The organism is Psychrobacter sp. CX21, from assembly GCF_057396255.1.
The window spans coordinates 1-13,296 of record NZ_JBXYJG010000001.1; the positions used below are offsets into that span (position 1 = coordinate 1).

The window sequence follows — 13,296 nt, forward strand, 5'->3', positions numbered from 1 at the left end:
TTGACACTTAGCGTGTCACCAACTTCTACGCCTTCTGGTAGGGTGACTGTGACCGGTACGTTACCGTTATCATCGATTTCGTCGCTAGTGATGAAGTCGTCGCCGTTACCAAGAACTACTGAAGGGGCATCTGGGGCTGTAGAGTCATCAGTACCTTGTACTTCTGTTGGATTGGATTCATTACCCGCATCATCTATTGCTGTTACGTCTACGGTTTCGTTTTCATCAATTACAGGTACGTCTACTGTGTAATCGCCATTTTCATCCGCAGTTGTGGTGCCGATGACATTACCATCTTCGTCAGTTACTGTAACCGTTGCACCTGGTTCTGTATTACCCGTTAACGTAGTGGTGTCTTCTACGCCATCTCCATCTGTGTCAGTATTGGTTACGCTGTCTACTGAAGGGGCATCTGGGGCTGTAGAGTCATCAGTACCTTGTACTTCTGTTGGATTGGATTCATTACCCGCATCATCTGTTGCTGTTACGTCTACGGTTTCGTTTTCATCAATTACAGGTACGTCTACTGTGTAATCGCCATTTTCATCCGCAGTTGTGGTGCCGATGACATTACCATCTTCGTCAGTTACTGTAACCGTTGCACCTGGTTCTGTATTACCCGTTAACGTAGTGGTGTCTTCTACGCCATCTCCATCTGTGTCAGTATTGGTTACGCTGTCTACTGAAGGGGCATCTGGGGCTGTAGAGTCATCAGTACCTTGTACTTCTGTTGGATTAGATTCATTACCCGCATCATCTGTTGCTGTCACGTCTACGGTTTCGTTTTCATCAATTACAGGTGCGTCTACTGTGTAATCGCCATTTTCATCCGCAGTTGTGGTGCCAATGACATTGCCATCTTCGTCCTTAACTGTGACGGTAGCGCCTGGTTCTGTTTTACCGGTTAATGTTGTGGTGTCTTCTACGCCATCTCCATCTGTATCAGTGTTGATGATATTGTCTACGGTTGGCGCGTCAGGCGCGGTGGTATCAGGTGCAGGTGCAGGCGTAGGTGTATCATCATCGTCATCAAGCGCCGCAGCTATCAAGCCAATACCCGCTAGACCTGCAAGCCATGGCCACCATGCAAATCCGCCATCTTCAGTCGCACCTACCCAGTAAGGAGTAGGCTGCGCATTACCCCCTAAGGCTTGACCCTCTGTTGCACCAGGTTCAAGTTCAGTCACATAATCGGCCACCTCACCTGTATCTGGTACATAGTAATAGTAGCTGCCATCTTCTGCTTGGCCAATCAATGCGCCATCTGGCTGATCATAATATCCTTCTATGATTAGATCGCTTTCTTGACCACCATCTTCCATTGAGACATGTAGATCTTTACCCACTCGTTTGGTCACTATGTGATCAGGCGCTACGCCAGTTTGCGGATTGACAAGCTCATAGTTTGCTTTTTCAGTCGCTTTTATGACTGTTGGTTGTCCGTCTTTGGTGACAACTTGATGTTCTGCTATGGTTTGTACGGCGTTGTTTACTTTTACGATTACTGTGCTCATGAGGTGTTCCTATTTTCTGAATTTTAATTTTGTTTGTTCTTTAGTTTGCTTATATTAGTTTGCTTATTCGGTTGCACTTACGGTGGCGACGACGCGTCTGTTTTTATATCGCCCATCTTCTGTAGCGTTTGTCGCAACAGGTCTGGTTTCTCCAAAGCCTTGCGTGCTTAATCTTGTAGCGTCTATGCCGAATTTGTTGACAAATTCTTGTTTGACAGCTTCTGCGCGGCGCTGTGATAGGTCCATGTTGTAGCTGTCGTTACCGATGCTGTCTGTATGACCTTCTATGAGTGTGGTTGTGTTTGGATATTTCTTCATGAAGTTGGCAACCGCTTCGATGCGCTGGTTGAATACGGGTTGTACGATGGCTTTGTCAAATTCAAATAGGACTTCTAGGTTGATTGGTTTGTCTATTTCTACTTTGATGACAGGCTCAGGTACGACTACTTCTGGACAGTTTCGCTGTACGCGGCTGATTTGATGGGTTTGTTCTGGATAGGTGCTGATAAGCTCTTTGGCATACTCTGGTGTGAGCTTGCTTAGCTGTGGCTGCTTTGTGCTGTCATCTACGTCGACATAGATGTAGTTGTTTTGCTGGGCGGGAAAGTCTACTTGGTAGCTTGTGGCTAATTCAAAGTTGTTGAGGTTGGTTTCGGTGGTGGCGATGTCTATTTTGTGCACGCCACTGCAATATCTGATTTGCGAGTAGTGTCCTGGTTGTAGGCTGACTTGGAATCTGTCATCGATGGCGATGTTGGCACTGGTGTCTATCCCATCAGCGTCTAGGGGTCTGACGAATATGAGGTTGGTTTCGTTATTGGGCAGGTTAAGCGCGACCTCTTCTTGATAGGCGGTGTTACCTGATTTATACCATTGTACGTGCTGCATGCTATTCGGGTTATAGACTACTGACGCTTCTGTTGGTTCTGCTGTTGCTGGTTGTGTGGTTAGTATGGACAATAGGACTGCGCTGATTAGTAGTTTATATTTTGTGTTTTTCATACAATTTGTACCCCTTAAGCTTGCATTCGGTTAATAGATGAATAGTGTGGTTAAATGGCGGTATAAAACTTAAAAGTGATATGAAATGAAGATTATTTAAATAGTTTGTGCTGTGAAGTAATATTACAACTTGTACTGTATAAGCTAATGACTTCTAAAAAAGAATTAAACTATTATATTATACGCATGTCATAAGTTATTGGAAAATCAAAACAGTAAACTCAGTAGTTTATTAATATTAGCTTAAATAAAATTAAAATTTCTGGCTCAAAAAAATTAACAATACTGCATAAAATGCACTTATCGATTAATATTATATAATAGAATTATTACGGTTTGGCTTTTAAAGAAGTTAATTAACTAAGCGTATTGATCGGCACTTTCAAATAACGTACTCCGTTATCTTCAGGTTCTGGCATTTTACCAGCATGTATATTAACTTGAACGGAAGGAATAATAAGACGTGGCATCTCAAGTTTGGCATCACGCTCAGTACGCAACCTGACAAACTCTTCTTTACTTATACTGTCTTTTATGTGTTTGTTATGCGCTTTTTGGTCTGCTACAGTGGTGACGGGTGAATGCGAGCGGTGCTCAGGAGGATAATCATGACACAAATATATTTTGGTATCTTCTGGTAAAGATAGTAGCTTTTGAATGGAAGCATATAACTCATCCACATCCCCGCCCGGAAAGTCTACCCGAGCAGTGCCAACATCTGGCGCAAAAATAGTATCGCCTACGAATACAGCCAGCGCTTCGTTACTATTGGTAGTGTCTTCAGCTATATAAGCCATATCTGCAGGAGTATGACCTGGAACGTGCAAGACACTAAGTTTAATATCTCCAAGCATAAACTCACTGCCCTCGTCAGTTAACTTATCAAACTGGCTGGCATCCGTTTTAAAACTGTAATCAAAGTTAAAAATGTCTTTAAATATGCGTTGAACTTCAGTGATATGTTTCCCAATTACCAACTCACCTCCTAAGTGATGTTTAATATGCTGCGCTGAGCTTAGATGATCGGCATGGGCATGCGTCTCGATAATATACTTAACCTCTAAGTCTTTATCCTTAATATAATTTATAACTAGATCAGCAAATTCGGTACTGGTATGACCCGATTTAAAATCATAATCGAGTACTGGGTCGATGACTGCACATACCTTCTTATTGGTATCAATTAAAACGTGCGTATAGGTTTCAGTATCGTCATGTAAAAAGGATTCAACATACATTTTGAGTCACCTTCAGAGTTTGCAATTAATGAGAGTTTGCAATTAATGAGAGTTAGTAAGTGAGAATTAGTAAGCAATTATGACTATAAAATATTATACATAAATATATAATATAAACATTTATCGGCGTGTAAATTTAAATAACTGTTAAATAAATAGTAAATACCTATACTTCTTTACTACTCTCTATTTCTAATTCTAGAAACTCACATATTTAAACCGAAAATATAGTGTATTGATTTATCTCAAGACACATAGTTTATGTTTGTGTTTATTCTAAAAATTCAATTTAATCCAGATATGGCTTCAATAAGGATTATTAATAACAAAATTGAAATTAATAAAAAAGCTGGCAGATGCCAGCTTCTTTAAACTCATAATGCTTAATTAAAATATACAGCCGTTTTTAAATAAAACCCTTTTAAATTAAAACAACACTCTAACGCGGATCGTTTCTTCAATATCACGCAATTTAACAAGTGCTTCCTCTGAGCTGCTGTCATCCACATCCATAACCATATAACCCACATCGCCTTCAGTCATTAAGCTCTGAGCTAAGATATTAATTCCTGCATCTGCAAATGAGTTGTTAATTTGCGACAAAACGCCGGGCACGTTTTTGTGAATATGAAGTAGACGGTGCGAGCCTTCTCTGACTGGTATACTAACCTCAGGGAAGTTAACAGACGTTGTCGTATCACCTGCATCTGAGTATTTAACAAATTTTTCAGCTACTTCAAGTCCTATATTGGCTTGGGCTTCTTGAGTAGAACCGCCAATATGCGGGGTTAAAATCACATTATCAAATTTACGTAATGGTGATTCGAATTCTTGATCAGCAGATTTAGGCTCTTTAGGGAATACGTCTATCGCAGCGCCGAGCACTTTACCTGAGTCAAGCGCATCTGCCAGATCATCAATTTCTACACAAGTGCCGCGTGCTGCATTAATGAAATAGCTACCTTCTTTCATTTGATCGAATTGCTCTTTTTTTATCATATAACGCGTACTAGGCACATCCGGCACATGTAGCGTGACAATATCCGCTTTATTCAATAGCTCATTTAAGCTGCCTACCTGTTCTGCATTACCCATAGGTAATTTAGTCACCACATCGTGGTAGATAACTTTCATCCCTAGACTTTCAGCAAGAACAGACAATTGCGAGCCAATTGAACCATAGCCTACAATGCCCATCACTTTGCCGCGCACTTCATGCGAGTTCTTAGCAGACTTGCCCCATCCGCCACGATGCACAACTGCGTTTTTCTCAGGTATGCCGCGGTATAACATAATCGCTTCTGCCAATACCAATTCGGCTACCGAACGCGTATTTGAATATGGCGCGTTAAATACTGGAATACCAAATTCGCGAGCCGCTTCTAAATCCACTTGGTTCGTTCCGATACAGAAACAACCAACAGCAATCAGTTTGTTGGCTTGTTCCAAAATATCACGGGTTAATTGAGTCCGCGAACGAATGCCTACAAAATGAGCGTCTTTAATTTTTTCTGCAAGCTCTTCTGGATCAAGTGCATGCGATAGATATTCGATATTTGTATATCCTGCTTTATCTAGCACTTTTAGTGCATTTTCATGCACACCCTCTAATAGCAAAAAACGTATTTTGTCTTTATCAAGCGATAATGCCATATTTTAGCCCTTATTCTAAATAGTTTGATAAATTCAGGTGTAAAATCATACCCTAATATTTTTACACATTAAATGTAAAATCAATATAATAGAACGTAATTTATTTAGTAAAAACTCACGACTAGTAAAAACTTACGACATCCTATTCTTAAAATTAAATAACTTTAAATGAATAGGCTGTATATTTATATTCATGCAATTTAGATAGTTTAATATCAGTATGTCATAATACAGGAATTTTATAACATATTATATGTATAGTCAGCGAAATACTAAACGGTTACGGTATTAACCTCGCACACCCTACCATAGTAGTAGTTGCACTCGGTTGCCTTGTAACCATTTTAGATTTCTTTGACTATATTTGGCAGTCCCTATTTCAAGTAAACCCTTGCCAATTATGAATATATCCAATAACTTTTGCTTATATTTAAATTTTTTATGGATTTATGATCCCGCATCGTATTCTATTTATAATTTACGGTACCTAAGTCCTTTATAGAGATTAATTATGACAGCTACTTCAAACTCAAACATTGGTGAAGCCTCAAACATCAGCAATGAAGCCACCACACCTGCGCACGAACAAGCACACAGTGCGAATCAGTCTCATATTAATGACCCAGATTTAAACACCTCTTCACAAGTGGCGTCACCTGTTATTGAAAAGCTTATCGACCAGTTAATCAATACGCACAGCTTTACTGCCAATCAAATTAAAACAGATTCTGAAAGCTTAGCGCACTGGGGAAAAGACTGGACCAAACATTTCGCGCCAGCACCTTCAGCCATTGTTTTTCCAAATTCGACGGAACAGGTACAGTCTATTATTAAGCTTGCCAATCAATACAATGTCGTTATTACACCAAGTGGGGGGCGTACCGGTTTATCTGCTGGTGCAGTAGCCAGTAATGGTGAAATTGTGCTTAGTATGGACAAAATGAACAAAATAGGTGAGTTTTATCCAGCGGATAGAATGGTAGAAATCGAAGCCGGCGTTATTACCGAACAACTACAGCAGTTCGCCGAAGACAAAGGACTATATTATCCTGTAGATTTTGCCTCTGCTGGATCAAGTCAGATTGGTGGGAATATTGGCACGAACGCTGGCGGCATTAAAGTGATACGTTATGGCATGACCCGCAACTGGGTTTTAGGTTTGACTGTCGTAACTGGTAATGGAGACATATTAGAGCTTAATAAAGGCATGATAAAAAATGCCACAGGATATGATTTACGTCATCTATTTATTGGGGCAGAAGGAACCTTAGGAATTGTCACCAAAGCTCAAATCAAACTTGAACGTGTCCCGCAAGATTTAACAGTTATGGTCTTTGGGATGGATGAGTTTGATCATGTTATGAATACCTTGAGCGCTTTTCAATCGAAGATTGATCTAACCGCATTTGAATTCTTTGATGAGGTAGCAATAGACAAGCTAATGGCAACCGGTCATGTCCAACAACCTTTTGAAGCCCGTACAAAATACTATGCACTTTTAGAATTTGAAGCGCCCTATGAGCCTATTATGGACAAGGCGATGGCGATGTTTGAGCAGTGTATGGAAGAAGGCTGGATCGTAGATGGGGTGATGAGTCAAAGCTTGAGTCAAGCTGCCGAGCTTTGGAAGCTGCGTGAGTATATCTCTGAAACCATTTCTGTATTTACACCTTACAAAAACGATGTGTCCGTACTAATCAGCTACGTACCTCAATTTATCCATGATATTGAAGCGGTAGTAAATACCAATTATCCTGATTTTGAAATTTGCTGGTTTGGACATATTGGCGATGGTAACTTACATTTAAACATTCTAAAGCCTGCTAACTTAACCAAAGATGAGTTCTTTGAAAAATGTAAAAGTGTAAACGATTTGGTATTTAAAACGGTGCAAAAATATGGGGGTTCCGTATCGGCTGAACATGGGGTTGGCATGACCAAAAAGCCATATCTTCACTATAGCCGTAGTGACACTGAGATAGAGTACTTAAAACAAATCAAAAAAGTATTCGATCCAAACAATATTATGAATCGAGGTAAATTATTTGACGTTTAGTCGTTATTGGTATTAGGGGCTGTCTAGCTTGAAGCATATAGTTTATAAATAAGCATTAAAGCAATTATAACGAGTATGGTTAATAGCCCTTGAATGATTATAATAAAATTAAACTATCAATATATAGCCATTAGGTATATTGCCACTACAAAATTAACATCTATCATTCAACCTTATTTTAAGCTTTGTACTAACACTCAGCACTAACTTACCATTAGAGCTAACATTTGATTATTAAAACAATTCATTAGAGCCAACTATGTCAAAGAACGAAGATTTTCATCTAAAAATAGCTGAGATTAGAAAAAAAGACTATCCACAATTAAAAAGTCTAATGGATCGTGTGTATACAACACTCGGCGGCGCTTGGTCCAAAAACACTATCACAGCGTTAATCGATTCATTCCCAGAAGGTCAAATAGCCTTGTTCGATCATGATAAGCTCATCGGAATGGTATTAACCATGCGTGTCGATTATCAACGTTTTTCGAACCCACATACTTACGATGATTTACTCGGTCAACGAGAGATTATTAAAGATAACCCAGAAGGGGATGCATTATATGGCGTAGACGCGCTTATTGACCCCGACTACCGGGGATATCGTTTGGGTCGACGCTTGTACGATGCGCGTAAAGAGCTGTGTCGCCAGATGAATTTTAGAGCGATATTGGCCGGCGGGCGCATCCCCCAATACATCAATCATCAGCATCTCACGCCTGGAGAATATATTGATGCCGTTGAAGCACGTGAAATCTATGATCCCACCCTATCTTTTCAGCTTTCAAATGGATTTATTGTAAAGCGCATTTTGTCCGGTTATTTACCAGATGATAAACACTCCAAAGGCTTTGCCACCTTACTGGAATGGGCAAATATTTATTATGAACCTCAAGTATATAGACCTGACACTCGAAAAACTGAAGTACGTATTGGAGGCATCCAGTGGCAGATGCGTGAAGTCGAATCGCCTGAAGAGCTTTTGCAGCAAGTAGAGTTCTTTGTAGACATTATGGCGGATTATAATGCGGACTTTGCTTGCCTGCCCGAATTTTTTAATGCACCGTTAATGGGACTGTGTGAATCAACCGATCAAAATGTTGCCATTCGATTTTTAGCAGACTATACCGAGTGGTTTAAATATGAAATATCTAATCTCGCAGTGGGCTATAACGTGAACGTTATCACTGGCTCCATGCCGTTATTTGATGAGAATGATGAAATTTTATACAACGTCAGTTATCTATGCCGCCGTGATGGTACTGTTGAAGAACAGCGCAAAATTCACATTACACCGCATGAAAGAAGTGCATGGGTTATTGAGGGCGGCAATAAGGTTCAGGTGTTTGATACTGACGCTGGCCGTATTGGCATCTTAATCTGCTACGATGTTGAATTTCCAGAGCTTGCCCGTCTATTAGCACTCGAGGATATGGACATTTTATTTGTACCTTTTTGGACAGATACCAAAAACGGCTATCTGCGTGTGCGTCACTGCGCTCAGGCGCGTGCGATTGAGAATGAATGCTATGTAATGATCTGTGGTTCGGTAGGTAACTTACCGCAAGTGGAGAGCTTGGACATTCAATATGCGCAGTCCAGTGTCTTTTCGCCTTCAGATTTTGCGTTTCCTCATGATGCCATAATGGCAGAAACCGAAGCCAATACCGAAATGGTATTCTTTTCTGATCTAAATCTAGACAAGCTTATTCATGTGCGAAATGAAGGGTCGGTCAATAACCTTAAAGACCGCCGTGAAGATATCTTTACCTTGAAATGGAAGAAAAAAGCAAGACAATCTCTAGCCAAGCAAGCTGTATCGTCAAACCTAGATTAGAGTATGTTCGATAATTAGACCAAGTTTTATAAAATTAGAAAAAGTTTTATAAAATCAAGTGTCAACTTTTAAGTGTTTAATTATGCGGATTTAATGCTTGTTAAATTTGTCCAACTTTTAAATACTTAAAAAAATGATAAGACTTATAACAAACGTTAAACCAATTGCTATGAAATTTTGCAGGCTCAATATGAATAACAAACCAGACACCCGACCAAAATGGATATCGTGGGTTGGCACGACGCTTAAATATGCGGCGGTGTTTTTAGTTATTTATACCGTTATCAACTGGTGGCGGCAACCTGTCATGCCAGTCCATCCAGAGTTGCAATTGAGGGATACTCATGGTCAGATGGTGGACATTGAAAAAATGAGCCACGAGTCACCAGTATTGGTCTATTTTTGGGGTACATGGTGCGGGGTTTGTAAAGTAACCTCTCCCACCATTAATTCACTAGCACAGACTGGGCAGTATCCCATCGTGACAATTGCCACGCAATCCGGTAATAATAAAGCGTTACAAACGTATCTGCAAAACAATGAGTATTCTTTCACTACGATAAACGATGAGACAGGTAAGATATTCAGCGATTGGCAAGGGCAAGTGACACCGTCATATGTGATATTAAAAGAAGGTGAAATGACTCAGGGCTTGACGGGAATTCAACCCAAATGGTCACTAAGGCTTAGACTGTGGTTGTCTTCAATATTCTAAAAATCACAAATCAGCTAAAGCCCTTAAAATTTCTTTATTAACGCTAAGCCGTAAACTTAGTAAAAGCTCTTAATTAAGTCAAAGACTTACTGTTTGTAATAACTGTCGTTTTGTCTTAGCCACCAGTTCATATTATTTTGACGTGTGGCACGAAAGTCTTCAAGTTTATGGGCAGCTTTGGTGTTATGCAGCCTAAGGGTATCTAGTCCAAATAAAATGGGCACGCTTGCTAGAACGCCATAGCGCAGGCGCGACTTTGGTAAACCTAGACCATCACCGATATCATCTCCAACGAGGGTGCGGGTCACACTGGCGTTCACAAGCTCAACAAATCTACCTTTCCTATTATCTTCGCCCATAATTTGTGAAGGCAAGCGATGTAAAGCATCTGCCAATGGCTTGCCAACCTTAAACTCCAAACGCTGAGTTGCAAGGTATGTATACAGCCATGTCCAGCATTCAGCTTCATTATTCGGTAGTCGTTTTAAATCAATACCCATCCACCAGCTGGCCAGATGCCATAGATGTAGAATGCCTTTAGCTTCTTCTTTGCTAATTCTGGCGCCAAGTACTCTCAATCCTCGCATAATCAATAAAGAGAATTGCAGATGAGTTGCCACCATATCGGTTTGATTAATAGGGATTCCCCAATATTGAGTATCCCATCCCTCTTTAATTAGTTTATGACGGACGATGGCGTGGATTTGGCGAACCTGTATACTTTGCCGCCACCCTTCACTACCAATAGCCAAAACACTATCAGCATTGTTCAGCTCTGGATGCTCAGATACGGCTAATATATAGGAATATGTACGCATCAACCTCGGTAGTGCATCATGGACCAGCGCCCCTGTTTTAATCAAAGGTACCGACAATGCTGGAATGCTATAGCCTGCCATCAAAGCAACATTTCTTAATAACCAAATAAGCATCAAGGGATAACGTCTATATGCCCTTGCGCCGACTTCTGCTAAGTCCGAATCAAACCATTTAGGATGGGCAGAAAATTGCGCCGCCAGAAGCTGAAAATCAGTTTCATAGACTAAGCTTGAGTCTATATTATGCTCTCTCGTTGTATTTTCAGCGCTAGGTTTTTCAGTATGGTTTAAAGATTCACTATTTGATGTTGTTGAAGATGATGCTGAAGAAAATGATTTTGAAGAAGACTTTAAGGTTGTCGTACTAGAGGCTTTAGCATCTGGTAAGCTATTAAGTACATAGGCTTGTAAAGGTTTAGCAAACTTTTTATTAGTCTTAAGAAGCCTATCGACAACAGGATCTCCAATATTATAGCCTTGGGTCATCTCATCGAGTAGCGTTTGCGACACTCTAAAGTCTTTCGGCAGCAGATATTTTCGGATACGTCTTAAAACCTGTAAATCATCATGATGATCTATCGCGGTGGTTCTACCATGCTGTTGTTTAAAACTTTTACTGTCTTTTGATATCATCATATAACTAATGTTCGCTTTAAATTATTCAGGTTTGAGTAGATTTAAAATACAATAAATAGAATATGAAGTGTAGGCTTATTTATGGTCAACTATCTCAAAGAATTATTTCTATCTCTATCAAACCTGTCTAACTTGTTTTTTTAGATTTGATATTTTTATTATCACTAAAACTATAGAATTTAGATGTCATACTTAAATTTTAAAAAAAATCATACCATGTAAAACGGGTGCAAACGCTACAAATTATAGGTTCAGCAAGTTTGATGGCGCAATAATGACTATTCGTTTTTATATACGTCCGCTATTGTGGTCACTACCATAGGGTGAGTCGTCTATAATATAATCAAGAAAATTTTTAATGTACTTTCTATTGCCCGCTATAGACCCAAAGGACCTCTTATGGAACCTAAACCCAGCGCCTCGCATAACCAACCTTCGTCTAATCAACCTTTGTCTAATCAAACAGCCAAATCGACACCATTTAAAAATGATCCAGATTTTAACAATGGTAAATGGTTTCCAAAATGGAAGCCTTTCCAAGGTGATTTAGATCAGCATGCCGTGGCTATCAATGAATATTTGCCCCCGGGTAAAAGCTTTGTGCTTGGAGTACAACATACATTTGCTATGTTTGGTGCTACGGTTTTAGCCCCACTACTCATGGGCTTTGATGCCAACCTAGCTATATTAATGTCAGGTATTTGTACCATATTGTTCTTTTTAATCACTGGCGGGCGCATGCCAAGCTATTTGGGATCTAGCTTTGCTTTTATCGGTCCAGTTATTGCTGCTACGGCTTATGCAGGTAGTGGCGCCAATCCAAACCTTAATATTGCGCTAGGCGCGATTATGGTCTGCGGTGCTATTTATGCTCTTATTGGTCTGCTCGTGATGAAAATAGGGACGGCATGGATCGAAAAACTCATGCCCCCTATCGTAACCGGTGCTATCGTTATGATTATTGGTTTAAACCTTGCACCAGTCACTATACAGGGTGTATCTGCTAATCAGTTTGATGCATGGGTGGCTACCCTAACAGTAATACTCATCAGTTGTGTGGCTATTTTTACTCGTGGCATGTTAAGACGCTTGTTGCTATTAATTGGCTTAATACTCTCTTACATTATTTATTATGTCGTAACCAATATGATGGGATATGGCACCCCGATTGACTTTAGTAGCGTACATCAAGCAGCTTGGTTTGGACTGCCTAGCCTGCATACCCCTCAGTTTGATAAAAACGCCATCGTACTAATAGCACCAGTCGCCTTTATTCTAATTGCTGAAAATCTTGGACATTTTAAGGCAGTGGAAGGTATGACTAAGTCGCATGTCACTCCTTATATAGGACGCTCATTCTTAGCGGATGGACTGGCCACTACCTTCTCAGCTGGGTTTGGTGGTACTGGGTTGACCACGTATGCTGAGAATATCGGAGTGATGGCAGTCACCAAGGTATATAGTACAACGATATTTGTACTGGCGGGACTGGTTGCTATTTTCTTAGGACTGTCACCAAAATTTGGCGCGCTGATCCAAAGTATTCCAGCGGCACTATTGGGCGGCGCCTCAATTGTGGTCTTTGGTTTAATTACCGTTGCAGGCATTAAAATTTGGATTGACAATAATATTGACTTTAATAAGAACAGTAATCTTATTATTGCCGCAGTCACCATTATCATGGGCACAGGTAATTTCAGTCTGCATATAGGTGAATTTGATTTGGGCGGAATCGGTACAGCGACTTTAGCAGCCATTGTACTAAATGCACTATTTAACCGTGAAATAGATAATGTAAAACGTAGTTTATAAATTTATAAGAACCCA

The 13,296-nt window shown here is 40.1% G+C and carries 9 protein-coding genes; 4 read left to right on the top strand and 5 right to left on the bottom strand.

All coding sequences use genetic code 11. The features are described from left to right. The 4 genes from AC2SLP_RS00005 to serA form a co-directional block, all read right to left on the bottom strand. Nucleotides 1–1,514 (bottom strand): Ig-like domain-containing protein (locus AC2SLP_RS00005; protein ID WP_486534508.1); only part of this gene is annotated, 1,514 nt, incomplete at its 3' end. A 63-nt stretch (nucleotides 1,515–1,577) separates the two neighbouring features. After that, nucleotides 1,578–2,516, bottom strand: a complete 939-nt coding sequence (locus tag AC2SLP_RS00010; RefSeq protein WP_486534509.1) for an OmpA family protein — start codon at nucleotides 2,514–2,516, stop codon at nucleotides 1,578–1,580. A 356-nt stretch (nucleotides 2,517–2,872) separates the two neighbouring features. Continuing rightward, complete coding sequence (locus AC2SLP_RS00015) at nucleotides 2,873–3,754, bottom strand: MBL fold metallo-hydrolase (RefSeq protein ID WP_486534510.1); 882 nt, start codon at nucleotides 3,752–3,754, stop codon at nucleotides 2,873–2,875. Nucleotides 3,755–4,180: 426 nt separating this feature from the next. Next, nucleotides 4,181–5,407: a phosphoglycerate dehydrogenase gene (serA, locus tag AC2SLP_RS00020; RefSeq protein ID WP_486534511.1), complete on the bottom strand. Its 1,227-nt coding sequence runs from the start codon at nucleotides 5,405–5,407 to the stop codon at nucleotides 4,181–4,183. Between the two features lie 511 nt (nucleotides 5,408–5,918). Between serA and AC2SLP_RS00025 the strand changes: the two genes are divergently transcribed. From AC2SLP_RS00025 to AC2SLP_RS00035, 3 genes are all read left to right on the top strand, one after another. Next, on the top strand, nucleotides 5,919–7,463 hold the full coding sequence (locus AC2SLP_RS00025; RefSeq protein WP_486534512.1) for an FAD-binding oxidoreductase: 1,545 nt from the start codon (nucleotides 5,919–5,921) through the stop codon (nucleotides 7,461–7,463). A 259-nt stretch (nucleotides 7,464–7,722) separates the two neighbouring features. Continuing rightward, entirely contained in the window at nucleotides 7,723–9,300 is a 1,578-nt protein-coding gene (locus tag AC2SLP_RS00030) for a GNAT family N-acetyltransferase (protein ID WP_486534513.1), read from the top strand. Nucleotides 9,301–9,490: 190 nt separating this feature from the next. Next, nucleotides 9,491–10,015: a protein disulfide oxidoreductase gene (locus AC2SLP_RS00035; protein ID WP_486534514.1), complete on the top strand. Its 525-nt coding sequence runs from the start codon at nucleotides 9,491–9,493 to the stop codon at nucleotides 10,013–10,015. Between the two features lie 86 nt (nucleotides 10,016–10,101). Here AC2SLP_RS00035 and AC2SLP_RS00040 read toward each other — a convergent pair whose 3' ends face one another. Continuing rightward, nucleotides 10,102–11,469, bottom strand: coding sequence for an oxygenase MpaB family protein (locus AC2SLP_RS00040; protein ID WP_486534515.1), 1,368 nt, complete (start codon nucleotides 11,467–11,469; stop codon nucleotides 10,102–10,104). A 399-nt stretch (nucleotides 11,470–11,868) separates the two neighbouring features. On the opposite strand from AC2SLP_RS00040, the gene AC2SLP_RS00045 reads away from it, so the two are divergent. Beyond that, entirely contained in the window at nucleotides 11,869–13,281 is a 1,413-nt protein-coding gene (locus tag AC2SLP_RS00045) for a solute carrier family 23 protein (RefSeq protein ID WP_486534516.1), read from the top strand. The last annotated feature ends 15 nt before the right edge of the window (nucleotides 13,282–13,296 follow it).